The organism is Methylobacterium terricola (genome assembly GCF_006151805.1).
GTDB classification, from domain to species: domain Bacteria; phylum Pseudomonadota; class Alphaproteobacteria; order Rhizobiales; family Beijerinckiaceae; genus Methylobacterium; species Methylobacterium terricola.
Genome location: NZ_VDDA01000009.1, coordinates 227,304 through 244,124, shown reverse-complemented (window position 1 = coordinate 244,124; position 16,821 = coordinate 227,304). Strand labels below are relative to the sequence as shown.

General features: G+C 66.5%; 12 protein-coding genes. 7 read left to right on the top strand and 5 right to left on the bottom strand.

Translation table 11 applies throughout. The features are described from left to right. The first annotated feature begins 417 nt into the window (after positions 1-417). Together FF100_RS20335 and FF100_RS20330 are read left to right on the top strand one after the other, a co-directional pair. Positions 418-1,965, top strand: a complete 1,548-nt coding sequence (locus FF100_RS20335; protein ID WP_171070265.1) for an FkbM family methyltransferase — start codon at positions 418-420, stop codon at positions 1,963-1,965. Positions 1,966-2,488: 523 nt separating this feature from the next. Next, positions 2,489-3,751, top strand: coding sequence for a glycosyltransferase (locus tag FF100_RS20330; protein WP_139037548.1), 1,263 nt, complete (start codon positions 2,489-2,491; stop codon positions 3,749-3,751). 399 nt (positions 3,752-4,150) lie between these two features. Here the strand turns inward: FF100_RS20330 and FF100_RS20325 are convergent, their stop codons facing one another. Continuing rightward, complete coding sequence (locus FF100_RS20325; protein WP_139037547.1) at positions 4,151-4,693, bottom strand: cytochrome b; 543 nt, start codon at positions 4,691-4,693, stop codon at positions 4,151-4,153. Positions 4,694-4,894: 201 nt separating this feature from the next. Here FF100_RS20325 and ribA point away from each other — a divergent pair, with 201 nt between their 5' ends. Both ribA and bfr read left to right on the top strand, forming a co-directional pair. Further along, the gene (ribA, locus tag FF100_RS20320) at positions 4,895-6,010 is read left to right on the top strand and encodes a GTP cyclohydrolase II RibA (protein ID WP_139037546.1); all 1,116 of its coding nucleotides are present in this window, start codon (positions 4,895-4,897) and stop codon (positions 6,008-6,010) included. Between the two features lie 256 nt (positions 6,011-6,266). After that, the gene (gene bfr, locus FF100_RS20315) at positions 6,267-6,764 is read left to right on the top strand and encodes a bacterioferritin (protein ID WP_139037545.1); all 498 of its coding nucleotides are present in this window, start codon (positions 6,267-6,269) and stop codon (positions 6,762-6,764) included. Between the two features lie 349 nt (positions 6,765-7,113). Here bfr and FF100_RS20310 read toward each other — a convergent pair whose 3' ends face one another. Beyond that, on the bottom strand, positions 7,114-7,359 hold the full coding sequence (locus FF100_RS20310; RefSeq protein ID WP_139037544.1) for a (2Fe-2S)-binding protein: 246 nt from the start codon (positions 7,357-7,359) through the stop codon (positions 7,114-7,116). Between the two features lie 302 nt (positions 7,360-7,661). On the opposite strand from FF100_RS20310, the gene FF100_RS20305 reads away from it, so the two are divergent. Together FF100_RS20305 and FF100_RS20300 are read left to right on the top strand one after the other, a co-directional pair. Next, positions 7,662-10,175, top strand: coding sequence for a PAS domain-containing protein (locus FF100_RS20305; protein WP_246102183.1), 2,514 nt, complete (start codon positions 7,662-7,664; stop codon positions 10,173-10,175). 110 nt (positions 10,176-10,285) lie between these two features. Further along, positions 10,286-12,010 (top strand): sensor histidine kinase, encoded by a 1,725-nt coding sequence (locus FF100_RS20300; RefSeq protein ID WP_139037543.1) that lies wholly within the window; start codon positions 10,286-10,288, stop codon positions 12,008-12,010. A 7-nt stretch (positions 12,011-12,017) separates the two neighbouring features. On the opposite strand, the gene FF100_RS20295 is transcribed toward FF100_RS20300, so the two are convergent. From FF100_RS20295 to FF100_RS37205, 3 genes are all read right to left on the bottom strand, one after another. Beyond that, positions 12,018-12,476: a hypothetical protein gene (locus FF100_RS20295; protein ID WP_246102182.1), complete on the bottom strand. Its 459-nt coding sequence runs from the start codon at positions 12,474-12,476 to the stop codon at positions 12,018-12,020. Positions 12,477-12,664: 188 nt separating this feature from the next. Then, complete coding sequence (locus FF100_RS20290; RefSeq protein WP_139037542.1) at positions 12,665-12,898, bottom strand: hypothetical protein; 234 nt, start codon at positions 12,896-12,898, stop codon at positions 12,665-12,667. 563 nt (positions 12,899-13,461) lie between these two features. Further along, positions 13,462-13,620 carry a hypothetical protein gene (locus FF100_RS37205; protein WP_171070264.1) on the bottom strand — a complete coding sequence of 53 codons (159 nt, stop codon included), beginning with the start codon at positions 13,618-13,620 and terminating at the stop codon, positions 13,462-13,464. Positions 13,621-13,938: 318 nt separating this feature from the next. On the opposite strand from FF100_RS37205, the gene FF100_RS20285 reads away from it, so the two are divergent. Beyond that, positions 13,939-16,785, top strand: coding sequence for a bifunctional diguanylate cyclase/phosphodiesterase (locus FF100_RS20285; RefSeq protein ID WP_139037541.1), 2,847 nt, complete (start codon positions 13,939-13,941; stop codon positions 16,783-16,785). Positions 16,786-16,821 lie beyond the last annotated feature (36 nt).

Here is a 16,821-nt window from a genome sequence, read left to right as displayed (position 1 = left end):
TCAACCGTTACATCGCCGAGCACAACGGCAGGCCGAAGCCCTTCGTCTGGACCAAGCCGGCCGCCGCCATCCTCGATGCCGTCAACGGCAACGCTGCACCATCCGTTTGAGTCAAGGCACTAGCAGCCTTGACCTTGGCGTTGCGCCGCACCATGAACCGGCGAACGATGTCGCTCATGTCGAGCCTGCTACGCTCAGAACTCGGGATGCGTGCTGGGTATCCTAGCTTGCATCACTATTTGGGAGGGGTATGATTACTCACGCTATCTCCGACGATCTCACGACAGAGAATATTTCGTTAACATCAGCGGAAAGCACTGAATAATGACGTCTATAATTGCAATCAGAACAAACAGATGGTCACAAGATCTCGAAGACTGGGTATACAAACTTAAGAATAGCTCTTCTAGAATCGTATTGATTGTCGCCGACGAAACAAATGGAAATGTTAATGTGCCGCCGGACATAACAAAAATCATCATCGACCATGAATTCAATACCCGCAATGGCCTTTATATAACTGAGAGAATTTTCTGGAGATGTGGAGACTATTTTCTGATTGCCGCATATAAAGCATTTCAGAATGCCGATTTCTTCTGGCTTCTTGACGACGATACGCGGATAAATAGCGAAAATTTAGACGTATTTTTTTCAAAATTTGAAAGCTCTGGATACGATTTCCTCGCCGCCGAATTCCAAACATGCGGCGATTACTGGAGTTGGACACAGACAGTTAAATGGTACACAGACAATGTCTACAGTTGCTTTTTTCCAATAACCTTTTATTCTTCTAAAGCTGCTGATACAATCTACAAAAATCGAAAACAACTTACCGAAGTTATGAATGCTAGAAATATATCCCCTGATATGTGGCCGAATGACGAGGCTTTTACTGCCTCAGCCGTTGTACAGGCCGGCCTCAAAGCTGCCGATTTCAACCAGATACAACAAAATTGCATACTGAAAGAAAATTTCCATTTTGGTGACATGCCCATGGCTGAGCAGGAATTCAAGAAAATTTTGCCCAATGAGCAGGTCTACCATCCAGTTCTTTCTGGTCTAGCTTACTACAAGAAACTGCTCCAGTCTTCAGAGCAAATTTTTCGATCTTTGCCAAAGGCCGATGATATAAATAACATATTTGAACGAATTTTTTCGAATATTGATAAAAACGAATTTCCTGATGAACACGCATATTTGATGCAACGTCGCGACTTAGAACTGAAAGCCAGACAAGAAGGTTTTTTCCAAGGTACGGCAGAATGCGTTCAAACTGGCCATATATACAAAATATCATTTCAAGTAGGCAATAGCAATAATGCAGAGGTTCTATTTTTTGTCGATAATCCGCTGGATTATATCGAAGCCTATGCCACGCGTGGGTCGTTTTACGAGAAAGAATGCCTTTTGATGATTAAAGATCTCCTTCCATCCGGGGGATCATTTCTTGATGTTGGTGCCTACAACGGCAATCACAGCGTATACGTTGGCTTCGCCTTGACCGCAAAAAATATATTTGTTTGCGAGGCAAATCCGCACATGGCGAAGGTATGTGCAACGAACATGTGCCTGAACAGGCTACATGACAAAGCAGATTTGCGAGGCCTCGGTGTTGCTCTATCCAATGCGAGGGGCAAAGCTAAAATTCATGCTCCGAGTGGCAATGCCGGATCTGCAGCGTTGCATAGCTTTAATGCCAATAATTCTGACATTCCTGTTATGCGAGGCGATGAACTCTACAAAGACTGTGCGATCGATGTTATGAAAATCGATGTCGGAGACTGCATTATCGATGTTTTGCATGGCTTCAGCGGCATACTCGCAACATCAAAGCCGGCGATTATCGCTCAATATACGGACAATCATCACAACGAGATATTAGAATTTCTATCTCAGTTCGGATATAAAGTTCTGAACAGCACGTCTCCTTACCATGGTCAAAAAATTTCAGCCTACTCGACATAGACGATGAGACAAAGAACGAAACCTAAATTCAGTGCGGATCTTCCGCTCTCGACTCGCGTCCACGTTGTGAGATCCAGCGGTACGAGTTTAGCCTTAATAGTAGACGATCATTAATTAGCCGAAGAGTATGATATGGACCGAGATTGTGAATCCGGGAGCGAGAAATGAAAGCGCAATGACGAGCGCCGATGAATATTATACCGACGATCCCGGCGTGACCGATCATACGGTTTGCCGCGAGAATTATTCGCCGATCGTATTCGCCTCATCACTCATGGCTTTCGGGGCGATTCGCCCGGCATGGTCGTCCCGTCTGCGAGGAATGGAAACCGGGGCACCACGATCGCATTCATTTCCTATGCGAAGCGGGCCTCGGGGGTCACCTGCGGCCCGCATCGTCGGATGATGAAGGACTTAGGAATCAGGCCTTTGCTGCACTTCCATTTTTTGATTTTGCGGCGTATTTTTCAGGATCGAACGGCGCATGCTCAGCAGTGTCAATTATTACGGCGGGAGAAGTTAAGTGTCAAAATTAATCGTTTTTACTTGTTTCGACACCATAGTTTTTTTTGATGAGAAAACCCAAAAAATTGCCCATGCATCGCCTGATGGCGCGCCTCTGAATCTTGAAGTTCAACAGTCCGGCTCTAGCGTGAATGTCAGTGTCATGGGTGCGCCCAGTTTCGACACGCGGATAGTGTTTGAAAAATGCGGGGGCGGGAATAGATTCACGATCAGATTTGATGGTGCGTTGCTGACGGCATTGCCCAATGGTAGCTTTTCAAGCGATGCTGGTGCAGTCAATAGTTGGGAGGTTTTTTACTTATTCGACGAGAATCGAATTCGCAGTCGTTTATTTTGGCATCCTGATGATGCACGGGGAGGCACCGAATTGATGCTTACCCGCCTGAAAAATCATTTGGGCGGAAAATTTGATGAAATAGATATCTGCCTTAATCGCCCGACATCCTACTCGCCGGATCGTCCATGCGTCGTTTGGATGCATAATGAGCCCCAAACCCAGTATGAATGGTGTGAAGACACGGACATCGTTGGCCGCATCGCGGCCTTCGTATTCGTCTCACAATGGCAGCGCGAAGCGTTTTGCAAAAAGTTCGTTCTACCACTCGATAAGTGCCATGTGATCAAGAATGGCATAGATCAGGACTATGATGTACGGGCATGGCCTCAGGTAAGACCGTGGCGATGGAGGTGCGCTTACATAAGTGCTCCATATCGCGGATTGAAGGTGCTGCTCGATGCGTGGTCTGAGTTGGCACCCGACGATGCCCAGCTGGATGTCTGGTCCAGCATGAAGCTGTGGGGTAACAGATATAACGATGGCGATGCGGCCGATTTATTTTCCCAAATGAAAGAGCTAAAAAATGTTACATACAACGGGATAGCGCCAAATTCAGAGATACGTCGCGCCCTGAAGGACATGCATTTTTTGCTGTATCCATGTACTTTTGATGAAACTTCTTGTCTGTCCGTCATAGAGGCAATGTCTTCTGGATGTCGCGTCATCGCTCCCGCGAGGGCTGCGCTCACGGAAACAACGGCAGGATTTGCGCGACTACATGGATGGTCAGATAATCATAATATAACCAAAGAAATGTTCAAGCGTGCCTTGATTGAAGAATTTCAATCTCCCTGGTCAGAAAACTTCGACACGTGCGTCCATCAGCAAGAATATTTTCATAGGATGTATGACATGAAATCTCAAGCGCTTGAATGGTCGAGGCTCATAGATCATGTGATGAATGAGACAAGATCTGATCCTTGATTGTCAACCGCCTGATGATTTATAATCGAGAGAGCGGATCCACTTAACTTGGCTGCGCGGCAGGTTGCGGGTACCTCACGCGGAACTCGCTATCGAGGACTGTTGGTGACGGCGGGTCTCGCGAAAAGTTTCATCCGCAAGCAAGACGAAGCCGGGATGCAATGAGTCCGATGTCCAGGGCATTCTCTCTGGACATCGGATGATCAGTCGGCACGGCACAGCCGAAAGGCCGCAGGCCAGGACGAAGCCGGTTGTCATGCCGCGATAACAACCCGGCAGGACCGCCTGGTGCAGTCAACTGGACGCTGAATTACTCTCGTTGCGAGCTGTGTCTTGCTACCTTCGCCTGCCACGGCCGCCCCGTGAGCCGCTCGGCAGCCGAGGAGTTCGCAACCGCGCTCACCCCTCCCCTCTCCCCCACCACATCCGCCGCAACGTCCCGTCCCGCCGCACCAGGTGATGGTGCAAGGCCGCCGCCACGTGCGCCACCACCAGCGCCACCAGCGCGAATGCCGCGACCTGGTGCACCGTGAGGATCGTCTCGCCCACCGGCATGCCGCCGGAGATCGGCAGGGTGAGGGGCACGGTGGAGTACAGCATCACCGGCGCGCAGCAAACCGAGGTGCCGGCCCAGCCGAGGAGGGGCACCAGCACGATCAGCAGGTAGAGCGCGCGGTGCGAGGCCCGGGCCGCCCGGCGCTGCCAGGCCGGCAGGCCCTCGACCAGGGCCGGGGCGCCGCGGGCGGCGCGCACCAGGAGGCGCGCCACCGCCAGGCCCAGCACGGTGAGCCCGAGCGACTTGTGCCACTCGTAGAGCGCGTTCTTCAGGGCACCGTCGGGCAGGTTGGCCATGGCGAGCGCGATCGGCACCAGGGCGAAGACCAGGGCGGCGACGGCCCAGTGCAGCACCTTCTGGGACGGCGCGTAACGGGGCGGCGTCATGCATTCTCACTCCCGGGGTGTATCGATAGCCTGGACAATCGCGAAAGGTTGATGGAGGGATCCACGGCAGAGCAGGGCCGGACGCCCCACATGCGGTTCGGCGTCGAACCGTGGCCTTGTCCCCTCACCGGTTCGTCCTCACGGTTCCCGGCCGGTGCGACCGCGCCGGGTCACTCTCTCAGGTCGATGATGTCGGTCACGATGCAGAGCAGCAGCAGTCTAGACCCGGTCGCGGGCCGCGAACAGGGCCAAGCCCAGATCGACGTCGAGCGGGCTTTGGCGGAGATCCGCGCCGGCCGGCCCGTGGCCCTGCGCGGCGGAGACCCGGTGCTCGCCCTGTCGGCCGAAGCGCTCGACGCGGCCACGGCCGCGACCCTGTCGGCGCTCGCCGGCGCCGGCGCGCGCCTCGTCCTGCCGGCGCCGCGCCTGCGCCGCCTCGGTCTCGCCGACCGGACCGAGGCCGGCGCGGTCGCCCTGCCGACGCTGGATCCCGCCCGCATCGAGACCCTGGCCCTGCGCCTCGATGGGCGGATCGACGCGCCGGTCGCCCCGGCCTCCGCCGGCGACGCGGCCGCCCTCGCCCTGATGGCGCTCGCCCAGGTGCTGCCGGCCGTCATCGTGGTGCCGGGCGAGGCCGCCCCCCCAGGCAGCCTCGCGGTGACCGCTGACGCGGTCTTCGCCTATCCGAGACGCCAAGCCGCCGGCCTGCGGCCGGTGAGCCGGGCGCCGGTGCCCCTCGCGAGCGCCCCGGACAGCGAGTTCGTGGTCTTCCGTGGCGGCGAAGGCCTGCGCGATCAGGTGGCGGTGGTGATCGGCCGGCCCGACTTCTCCGGCCCGGTGGCGGTGCGGCTGCATTCGGCCTGCCTCACCGGCGACCTGTTCGGCTCGCTCAAATGCGATTGCGGCGACCAGCTGCGCGGCACCGCCGGCTGGATGGCGCAATCGGGCGGCGGCATCGTGCTCTACCTCGACCAGGAGGGGCGCGGGAACGGCCTCGCCAACAAGATCCGCGCCTACGACCTCCAGGCCCGCGGGCTCGATACCTACGAGGCCGACGAAGCCCTCGGCTTCGGCCTCGACCAGCGCCGGTTCGACTTCGCGGCGGCGATGCTCAAGGCCCTCGGCGTCACCTCGGTCCGGCTGCTCAGCAACAACCCCGAGAAGGCCGCGAGCCTCGAGGCTGCGGGGCTGACGGTGGTCGAGACGCAGCGGGCGCTCGGCCGGGTCACGCCGGAGAACATCCGCTACCTCACCGCCAAGCGCGACCGGGCCGGCCACGCCCTCGATCTCGACGCCTTCGCCTGCCTCGACGTCTGACCCGGCGGCCGGAGGATGCCGTCCGGCCATCGGATCACCAGTCCGCGGCGGCGGAGCCGAAGGCTTCCCGCGCGGGAGCGGCGCCGACGCCCACACGGCGCAGCGACCGATCGGACATCGTGTGAGCGCGGTGCGCCGCCGGCTGGTAGTTAGCCCTTTCCTCCTGTGGCCCTGCGGCACGTTCGCTGCTAGCTAGGGCTCCGGTTGGGCCGGCACCCGCCCGGCCCCGATGGACATCGACACGGGAGATCGAGCGATGAAGGGTGACGCCAAGGTCGTCGAGTACCTCAACCGCGGCCTGCGCAGCGAGCTGACCGCGGTGAGCCAGTACTGGCTCCACTTCCGGATGCTGAACGACTGGGGTTACATCGATCTCGCCAAGTTCTGGCGCAAGGAATCGATCGAGGAGATGAACCACGCCGATCGCTTCGTCGATCGGATCCTGTTCCTCGAGGGTTTCCCGAATCTGCAGGAGCTCGACCCGCTGCGGATCGGGCAGAACGTCCAGGAGATCATCGAGTGCGACCTCACTGCCGAGGTCGAGGCGCGCAGCCTCTACCTCGAGGCCGCGAAGTACTGCGATTCGATCAACGACCGCGTCTCGAAGCAGCTGTTCGAGGATCTGGCCGCCGACGAGGAAGGCCATATCGACTTCCTGGAGACCCAGCTCGAACTGATCCGCCAGGTCGGCCTGCCGCTCTACGCCCAGCGCCACATCGGCGGCCTGGAGAAGATCGAGCCCGAGGTGGAGTGAGGCGCGAGCCGTCCCGGAACCTGCTCGTCCCGGCAGGACGATCTGACATCCTCCGCGTCATGCGACGTCCGGCCGATCGCTGTCGCGATACCGGCAGCGCCGTCGCGTGAGGCATGTCGATCGACGCTCCGCCGTCGCGGGCTCGTCCCGTCAGTCCCGGACGGACTGGTCCGGGACTGACGACGTCGAACGAAGCGGACGATGCTCCGCCTCGTTCTCCCGCCTTCTGTCATTCCGGGCTCTCGCCGCCGGCGAGCCCGGGACGAGTCGGCGGGGCTTGGCGGCGGGGCTTGGCGGCAAGATTGGGAGGAGCGCGATCCTGACCTTCGCCAGGTCGAGCGGGATCGCCTCACGCGGCCTCCTCCTTGAGCTCTTTCAGCGTGCAGGCCGCGCCGCAGGTGGTGGTGCAGGCGGAATGCGCCTCGGCCAGGGCCCGGTCGAGGATGCCGCGGATCGTGCGGGCACAGCGACCACATTTCGGGCTGCAGCCGAGGCAGGCATAGACCTGGGCCGGGGTGCGCGGGCAGCCCGGGCCGGGATGGAGGCAGCCACGCACCTGGCCGTCGGAAAGCACGTTGCAGGAACAGACGATCATGCTGGGACCGAGTCACCCGATCGACGGAGCGCCCGGGGATTGCTCCCGCTGACCGCCCTCAGATTAGAACTTTTGAAAACTACAACATAATCAACAAGTTACCGCCGCACCGCGCTTTGCGCAACCGGCCCGGACCGGTCATTGCGCCGCAGGGTGCCTCGCGTGCGAACGATTGGGACCCCAGAGAAAAATGGTGAGGCAACCCGACGGCGTCTCGCCGGTTGCCTGTGCGACATCGTCCGTCTATCGGCTGCGGTTCCGCAGGGTCCGGCGGAATCCCAAGCGCGCCGCAACGATCAGTAATGAGCAGACAGGACGAGGGCGAACGGATGGAAGCGGCGGGACGGGGCGCCGTCATGCGCCCGGCCGGCATCCCGGAGCCGGATCTCGCCGGCACCGCCCTCCTCGCCCGGATCGTGTGCGGCACCGCCTTCGCCCTGGTCCACCGCCCGGGGGGGTCCGCCGTCGGATCGAGTCCGCCCGGCCTCTCCCCTGACGACGCGGCGGCGCTCGCCGCGCTCGTCGCCGTCGGGGCGGGCACGGCTCCCGCCGTCGTCCCGGACTTGGCGCGGGACCGGCGCACCGCCGCGCTGGCCGCGGTGACCGGCCGGGCGGCCCTGCGCTTCTGCGCCGGCCTGCCGCTCCCCGGCCCGGACGGCCACTCGCTCGCGACCCTGCTCGTGCTCGATGGCGACGCGCGACGCGACGGCCTGACGGCGGAACAGGCCGCCGGCCTCGTCGCCCTGGCCGATCAGGCTGGCCGGGAATGGCGCCTCGCCCGGGCGCTCGCCGCGGCGCGGGCCGATCGCGATGGCTTGCGCAGCATCACCGAGGCCGCCCCGGCCCTGATCGCCGCCCTCGACCGCGACGAGGTCTGCCGATTCGCCAACGGCAATTTCTCGCGATGGTTCGGCCGGGAGCCGGCGCAGGTCGTGGGGCGCCCGCTGCGGGCGATCGTCGGCGAGGACTTCTATGCCGCGCGGCGGCCGCTGCTCGCCCGGGCCTTCGCGGGCGAGGCGGTCTCGTTCGAATCCCCCCATCCCGGCGCCGACGGGCGCCATGCCCTGGTGCGCTACGTCCCCCATCGCGGCCCCGACGGGACGGTCGCCGACCTGCATCTCCTCGGCGTCGACATCAGCGCCGAGAAGGACGCGCGGGCGGCGCTCGCCGACAGCGCCCTGAAGTTCCGGGCCATCGCCGAATCGATGCCCCAGATGGTGTGGTCGACCCTGCCGGACGGCTACCACGATTATTACAACCCGCGCTGGTACGAGTTCACCGGCATGCCGGAGGGATCGACCGACGGCGAAGGCTGGAACGCGATCTTCCACCCCGCCGAGCAGCCGGAGGCCTGGCGGCGCTGGCGGCACTCGCTCTCGACCGGCGAGCCCTACGAGATCGAGTACCGCCTGCGCCGGCACGACGGGGTCTATCGCTGGGTCCTGGGCCGGGCGATGCCGATCCGCAACCCCGAGACGGGAGCGATCGAGCGCTGGTTCGGCACCTGCACCGACATCGACGACCAGGTCCGCGCCCGCGAGACCCTGGCGCAGCGGCGCGAGGCGCTGGAGGCGCAGGTCGCCGAGCGCACGGCGGCTCTGGCCGAGTCCAATGCGCGCCTCACCGCCGAGATGGAGGAGCGCGCCCGGATCGAGGAGGCCCTGCGCCAGGCCCAGAAGATGGAGGCGGTGGGCCAGCTCACCGGCGGCATCGCCCACGACTTCAACAACCTGCTCACCGGCATCGTCGGCTCCCTCGACCTGATGCAGACCCGCATCAACGAGGGCCGCACCGAGAACCTCACCCGCTATGCCGGCCTCGCCATGGCCTCGGCCCAGCGCGCCGCGGCCCTGACCCACCGCCTGCTGGCCTTCGCCCGGCGCCAGCCCCTGGAGGCCCGGGCGGTCGACGTCAACCGCCTGGTCAGCTCGATGGACGAGCTCCTGCGGCGGACGCTGGGCGAGCGGGTGCAGCTGGAGGTGGTGGTGGCGGGTGGCCTGTGGCTGACGCTCTGCGACCCCAACCAGCTCGAGAACGCGATCCTCAACCTGGCGATCAATGCCCGCGACGCGATGCCGGAGGGCGGGCGCCTCACCATCGAGACCGCCAACGCCCATCTCGACGACGCCTATGTGGCGAGCGAGATCGGGGTGCGGGCGGGGCAGTACGTCTGCGTCGGCGTCAGCGACACCGGCGGCGGCATGGCGCCGGAGGTGATCCAGCGCGCCTTCGACCCATTCTTCACCACCAAGCCCCTGGGCCAGGGCACGGGCCTCGGCCTGTCGATGATCTACGGCTTCGCCAAGCAATCCGACGGGCACGTGCGGATCTATTCGGAGTTCGGGGCCGGCGCGACGGTGAAGCTCTACCTGCCGCGCCATGCCGGCCGGGCCGCGGACGAGACCGCCCCGGCGGCGGGCCTGCCGGTGCCGCGGGCCGAGCGCGGCGAGACGGTGCTGGTGGTCGAGGACGACGCCACCGTGCGGTCGCTGATCGGCGAGGCCCTGACCGAGCTCGGCTACCGGGTGATCGAGGCACCCGACGGGCCGGAAGGCCTGCGCATCCTGGAGGAGCCCGGGCGCATCGACCTCGTCGTCACCGATGTCGGGCTGCCGGGCCTCAACGGCCGCCGGATGATCGACGAGGCGCTGGCGGCACGGCCCCACCTGCGGGTGTTGTTCATCACCGGCTACGCCGAGAACGCGGCCTTCGGCAACGGCCACCTCGCGCCGGGGATGCGGATGATCACCAAGCCCTTCGCCATCGACGCCTTCGCCGCCAAGGTCCGGTCGATGATCGAGCCGGGGCTTCCCTGACCTCAGGGAAGAGGAACGGCGAGGCTTCCTCCCGCCGCCGGCTTTGGGCTAGGATCGACCGGCACCGGGGGACTCCCGCCCTCCCTGGGCCTCGAGATCCGGATCGCCCCTTGCCCCAGCCGCCGCTCCGCGTCTTCCTGGCCCTTGGTCTCGGGGCCGCGGGCCTGGTGGCGACCCTGGTCCTCGCCCTGGTCGCGTCCCGGGTGGCGAGCGACCGGCTCGAGGCGCGCATCGAGGCCGAGCTCGCCGACGTCGCCGGCACCCTCGCCGGCCAGCTCGACCGCGGCCTGTTCGAGCGCTGGCGCGACATGATCATCCTGGCGGAGAACGATTCCATCCGTGATCCCGCCGTCCCGGTGGAGCGCAAGCGCCAGGTGCTGCGGCGGGCGCAGGAGACCTATCCGGACTACGCCATCATCGGGCTCGTCGGTGCCGACGGCCGGATCGAGGCGACCAGCACCGGCGCCCTCGAGGGCATCGATGTCGGGCATCGGGAGTACTTCGCGAAAGGCCGCGACGGCCCGTTCGCCGGCGACGTGCACGACGCCCTGCTGCTCGCCACCCTGAAGCCGCGCCGCGACGGCGACGAGCCGCAGCGGGTGCTCGACATCGCCGCCCCGGTGCGGGGCGACGACGGCCGCCTCGTCGGCGTGGTCTCGGGCCACCTCGACTGGGCCTGGGCCCGGGCGGCGGAGGCCTCCCTGCGCGAGACCTCGGGGGCGATGCGCGACGTCGCCGCCCTGGTGCTCGCCCGCGACGGCACGGTGCTGCTCGGTCCCGGCCCCCTCACCCGCAAGGCCCTGCCGGCGGACCTGCCGAGCGTCGCCGCGGCGCGGGCCGGCCGGGCCGGCACCGCGGCCGAGACCTGGCCGGACGGCAAGCGCTATCTCACCGGCTACCGGCCGACGAAGGGCTACCGCGACTTCCCCGGCCTCGGCTGGATGGTGCTGGTGCGCCAGGAGGCCGACACCGCCTTCGCGTCGGTGGAGGACCTGCGCCGGAAGATCCTGCTCTGGGGCCTCGTCGTCGCGACGGTGGCGGCGGGCATCGGCTGGTTCGCCGCCGGCCTGCTCGCCCGGCCCCTGCGCCGCCTCGCGATCGCCGCCGCCGCCCTCGGGCGGGGCGACGCGGTCGTGGTGCCGGCCTCCGCCGTGCGGGAGGCCCAGGCGATCAGCCACGCGCTGACCGCCGCCGCCGACGCCCTGCGACGGCAGGGCGAGGAGCGCCGGGCGGCCGATGCGCGCCAGGAACTGCTGATCCACGAGCTGAACCACCGGGTGAAGAACACGCTCGCCACCGTGCAATCGATGGCGCGCCAGACCGCCCGCAGCGCCGCCTCCCTCGACGACTTCACCGGCAGCTTCGAGGCCCGGCTGCTGGCGATGTCCCAGACCCATAACGTGCTCACCGCCAACCACTGGGAGGGGGCGGGCCTGCGCGGCATCCTGTCGGCGGAGCTCGAACCCTATGCCGGCGGCCGCGATGACCGCATCCGCCTCGAAGGACCGCCGGTCTCCCTCACCCCGGCGGTGGCCCTGCCCCTCGGGATGGCGATCCACGAGCTCGCCACCAACGCGGCGAAGTACGGCGCGCTCTCGGCCGAGGCCGGCCAGGTGGCGGTCGAGTGGCAGGTCGGGCCGGACACGCTGTCCCTGCGCTGGCGCGAGAGCGGCGGCCCACCGGTGGCGCCGCCGGCCCGGACCGGGTTCGGCACGCGGCTGATCCGCACCAGCCTGGAGCGGGAGCTGGCCGGCGAGGTCCGGCTCGATTTCGCGGCCGGTGGCCTCGCCTGCCTGATCTCAGTGCCGCTCGCCGCCCGGGTCGAGGCGGCGTGACCAGGTTTCAGCGCCCGTACGGGTAGCAGCGGCCGCGGTCGAGCGGGATGCCGAGATGGGCCGCCAGCACCCGGATCGCCTCGCCATGCTCGACATAGGGGTCTCGGTTGCCGATCCCGACGATGATCGGGCAGCCGGCGCCGGCGGGGACCATCGCGGTGGCGAGCCCGTTGCCCTCCGGGTCGCGCAAGGTGAAGAAGCGCGGCATGGTCCGGCGCACATGCGCCTTGAGGCCGATCTGCTGCTCGATGAACGGCCCGGCCGGCGGCACGTAGGAGGCCTCGGCACGGGCTTGCGCCTGGCGGAAATGCTTCTCGACGGCGTGGCCCATCAGCGCCGATTCCCGGATCGCCTCCGCCTCGGTCTCGATCAGGAACCAGGTCTTTCTACCCGGCGGCGGCGCCCCGTCGAGCCAGGCCGTGTCGGGCAAGGGTGCCTTGCCGGGAACGTCGCAGACGTAGTCCATCGCTCACCTCGACGGCCGGTCCGGGCCTTGGCCCATTCCTGGAAGGTAAGCCCGAACAGGCCGGTTTTGAAGCGAGGTGCGGCTCCGCGTCCTGAGGACCGCCCGTGGCGAGGGCGGCCGGCGCGGCTGTCCTCCGCAATCCGGCCGATGGCCCCGCAAGGCGGATTTCGGCTCCGCGCGCGGCGGTCTCAGGCGTCCCGCAACGCCGCCCGACCCCGCGTGGTGAGGCGCCAGGCGGCAGAGGCGCTGCCGGGGAGCGCGCCGGGCTGCTCGCCCAGGAACAGCAGGTGGCCGTCATTCTCCAGGGCGCAGAGGCGGCTGTGGTCGCCCGGCCACGCCCGGTCCGGCGCGCGCTGGACCGTGATGCGGCCCTCCGCGGTGAGGGCGGCGCGGCTCAGGAGGCGGCGGCGGTGATCGATCATCGCGTCGGATCCTCTCGACGTGCCGGGCGCGCCGGAGATCCGCCGGGGAACCGCGAGGGGCGAACCGGGGACCTGCGACCCGACCGGCATCCGGTGGGGGAAATGCGTCCACGCCCCGGATCCTGCTCCCGGGGACGCAGGACGGTGGGGACGGGGCGACGGACCCGTGACGGGTGACGCCCGGCGCCACCTCGGCGGCGCTGGCGCTGGCGCGCCGCCCATCCGGCGGCGTCGGAGCGGCCCGGTCGGCCGCGGTGACGGGACAGGCCTCACGTCCCGGCAAGGCCAAGCTTAACAGCTCGGACCCGGGATGCAACCGGAATGGTTTCGCGACGGTCTCCGGCATCCGCCGGCCGGAATCGAACCCGGTCGAAAGACATTCGACCGGATCGGCTCCGGGGGATCGCGCAAACACCCAGTCGATGCTGAGGTGAGCGGCCCGCGACGACGAGGCAGCGGCGGGCCGGACCCGGTCGAAACCTTTCGCAGCCGCGTCCGACGACGGTCGTGGGTGCGGTGCCCGACCGGCGCCGTCTGCGGCGGCCGGCAGCCTCGCGGGAGCGTCAACCCGCCCCCGTGAGGAGGCGGCCGGCCCGTTCCCAGCCACCGAGGAGGTCGGCGCCCGCACAGGCAAGCCCCAATCCCAGCAGCACGAGACCGAATGCGATGTGGCCGAACGCCTCGAGCGGGCGGCAGCCGGTACGGCGGAGCTGTGAGTACATGGCCGGCTCACTGGGCTGCAATAGTTAACGTTTCGTTAATCGCAGGCCGGTTGAGACGATACTGCTCATACGGAGCGGCGGCCCGGGAGGCTGTCCTTGAGCGATTTTTTGCCGTCCGTCAGATCGCCAGCTGATCCAGTCCCGCGTCCTTCCCCGATTTCCGAGCTCAATATGGAGCATATTCGGTGTTATCCCGGCGTGAAGGAGCGTCATTCCAGCGCCGTTCCTGAACATAATTCCTTCATCACCCAACGTTCTCATTTATTAATCTCTATCGCCGCATGATACCGATAGTGCCGGCCACAAGCGAAGGACTCCATGTACCGTGCGTTCGTCTGCCTGACGGCCGAGCACACCGCCTGGGCCATTCCCTTGGCGGCCCTCGTCTGCGGGCTCTCCTGTCACACCGCCCTGCACCTGCTGGAGCAAGCGCGGGTTGAGCGCGGCAGGCGCTCCCTCGGCTGGCTTCTCGGCGCGGGCTTCTGTGCCGGTGCCGGGATCTGGAGCACGCACTTCATCGCGATGCTCGGCTACGATCCGGGCATCGGCGTCGGCTACGATCCGGCGCTCACCCTGGCTTCGCTCGGCGTCAGCGCGGTCGGCGCGCTCGCGGCCCTCTTCGTCCTGCGTCGGGCCCGCGGCCCGTTCGCAGCCGTCGCCGCCGGCCTGCTCCTCGGCCTCGGCATCGCCGCCATGCACGTCACCGGCATGCTGGGCGTGCGCATTCCGGGCCGCTTCACGTGGGATCCGGCCCTGGCGACGACGGCCGTGGCGCTCGGCTGCCTCCTGGCCTGCGCCGCTGCCCTGGCGCTGCCGCGCCCCGAGAGCCGGCGAAGCCTTATCCCCTCGGCGGCCCTCCTGTCGCTCGCCATCGCGGGGATGCACCTCCTCGCCATGGCGGCGGCGCAGGCCGCTCCGGATCCGCGCATCGGCTTCGTCGCCGACAGCCTGCCGCGCGCCGCGCTCGCCACCGGCATCGCCATCGTCACCCTGGCGGTGCTCGCCTGCGCGGTCCTGGCGCTGAATGCCGGCCGGCTACGCGGGCTGAACCGGGTGCTCGAGATCCAGAAGGCCGCCCTCGCCGCGAGCGAGGAGCGGCTGCGGGCGCTCACCGACGCGCTGCCCCAGATGATCTGGGTCACGCGGGACGACGGCCAGGCCTATGAGACGAACCGGAGCTTCCAGGCGTTCTTCGGCGCGGGTCCCTCCTCGCGCGCGCAGCGCCTCGCGACCTATCACCCGGACGATCTGCTGACCTCCGTCACGGCGTGGCTGGAGATGCAGGTCGAGGCGCGCACCTTCGAGAACAAGGCGCGCCTGCGGGACCTGTCCGGCCGGTATCGCTGGCACAAGATCGTGATGGCGCCGGTCCTGTCCGGCGGCGCGGTCGTCGAGTGGATCGGTACGGCCCTCGACATCGACGACATCGTCCGCGCGCACGACGCGCAGCGGGTGAGCGAGGAGCGCCTGGCGCTCGCGCTCGACGCCGGCAGCGACGGCCTGTGGGATTGCGACCTCACGACCGGCGAGTCCTGGATCTCGGACCGCTGGTGGCACCAACTCGGCTACGCCCCGGGCGCCCTGGCGGCCCATCTCCGGACCTGGCGGGCGCTGATCCACCCCGACGACCGGGACCACGTCGGCGCCCTGCTGGACGCGCACCTCGCGGGTGCGACGCCGGCCTTCGAATGCGAGCACCGCCTGCGGCGGCAGGACGGGGCCTGGGGCTGGTTCTTCACCCGGGCGAAGGTCGTCGGGCGCGCCGCCGACGGGCGGGCGACCCGGCTGGTCGGCACGCAGATCGACATCGGCGCGCGCAAGGAGGCCGAGGGCCGGATCGCCCACATGGCGGCCCACGACGCGCTCACCGACCTGCCGAACCGCACGCTGTTCCGCGAGCGGCTGCGGCGCCGCCTGGCCGAGATCGCCGGCAGCGGCGGGGCCTGCGCGGTCCTGTGCCTCGGCCTCGACCGGTTCAAGGAGGTCAATGACGGCCTCGGCCCCCTCGCGGGCGACGCGCTGCTGCACGCGGTGGCGCAGCGGTTGAGCGCCGGGCTCGGCCCCGGCGAGACGGCGGCCCGGCTCGGCGGCGACGAGTTCGCGATCCTCGTCGCGTCGGTCGACGACCCGGCCGAGGCCGAGGCCAGGGCGGAGACGATCATCCGGGAGATCGGCCGGCCGGTCGAGATCGGCGGTCACGCGGTCGAGATCGGCGCGAGCCTCGGCATCGCCGTCGCCCCGGTGCATGGGTCCGACGAGGAAGCGATCCTCCGGCGCGCCGATCTCGCCCTCCACGCCGCGAAGGCCGAGGGCCGGGGCACGGCCCGCCCCTTCGCGCCGGCGATGGACGCGGCGCTCGCCGAGCGGCGCCAGCTGGAGATCGACCTGCGCCGCGCCATCGCGCAGGACGAGCTGGTGCTGCACTACCAGCCTCAGGTCCGCTCCGCCTGCGGCCGGCTCGTCGGGTTCGAGGCCCTGGTGCGCTGGCGGCACCCGGTGCGTGGCCTGGTGCCGCCCGGGGCCTTCATTCCGCTCGCCGAGGAGACCGGCCTTGTCGTGCCCCTCGGCGAGTGGGTCCTGCGGGCGGCCTGCCGGGAGGCGGCGGGCTGGGCGTGCCGGCTCAAGGTCGCCGTCAACCTGTCGCCACGGCAGTTCCAGCAGGCCGACCTGCCCGAGCGCGTGCTGGCGATCCTGACCGAGACCGGCCTGTCGCCGGACCGGCTCGAGATCGAGGTCACCGAGACCGTCATCATCAACGACATGGCCCGGGCCCTGACGGTGCTGCGCCGCTTGAAGGGGTTCGGGATCCGGATCGCGATGGACGATTTCGGCACCGGCTACTCGTCGCTGGCGACCCTGCAGGCCTTCCCGTTCGACAAGATCAAGATCGACCGTTCCTTCGTCAGCCAGCTCGCGGAGCGCCCCTCCGCCGCGGTGATCGTCCGCGCCGTGCTCGGCCTCGGCCGCTCCCTGCGGATCGGCGTGGTGGCCGAGGGCGTCGAGACCGACGAGCAGATGCGCTTCCTCGTCGAGGAAGGGTGCGAGGAGGTGCAGGGCTACCTGATCGGCAAGCCGCAGCCGATCGAGCGGCTCGCCGGTGCGCTGGAACGGGACCTGACCTGGCTCGGCGAGGTGGGGGCGAGCAGCAGGGCTGCGAGCGCCTGAGGGATCAGGCACCGTCCTCCCGCCGCCGAGCCGGGC

Bases quoted from the DNA above. Each gene is read 5' to 3' on its own strand.
- FF100_RS20325 (WP_139037547.1), bottom strand. From the start codon at position 4,693: ATGACGCCGCCCCGTTACGCGCCGTCCCAGAAGGTGCTGCACTGGGCC.
- ribA (WP_139037546.1), top strand. From the start codon at position 4,895: ATGCAGAGCAGCAGCAGTCTAGACCCGGTCGCGGGCCGCGAACAGGGC.
- bfr (WP_139037545.1), top strand. From the start codon at position 6,267: ATGAAGGGTGACGCCAAGGTCGTCGAGTACCTCAACCGCGGCCTGCGC.
- FF100_RS20310 (WP_139037544.1), bottom strand. From the start codon at position 7,359: ATGATCGTCTGTTCCTGCAACGTGCTTTCCGACGGCCAGGTGCGTGGC.
- FF100_RS20305 (WP_246102183.1), top strand. From the start codon at position 7,662: ATGAGCAGACAGGACGAGGGCGAACGGATGGAAGCGGCGGGACGGGGC.
- FF100_RS20295 (WP_246102182.1), bottom strand. From the start codon at position 12,476: ATGGACTACGTCTGCGACGTTCCCGGCAAGGCACCCTTGCCCGACACG.
- FF100_RS20290 (WP_139037542.1), bottom strand. From the start codon at position 12,898: ATGATCGATCACCGCCGCCGCCTCCTGAGCCGCGCCGCCCTCACCGCG.
- FF100_RS37205 (WP_171070264.1), bottom strand. From the start codon at position 13,620: ATGTACTCACAGCTCCGCCGTACCGGCTGCCGCCCGCTCGAGGCGTTC.
- FF100_RS20285 (WP_139037541.1), top strand. From the start codon at position 13,939: ATGTACCGTGCGTTCGTCTGCCTGACGGCCGAGCACACCGCCTGGGCC.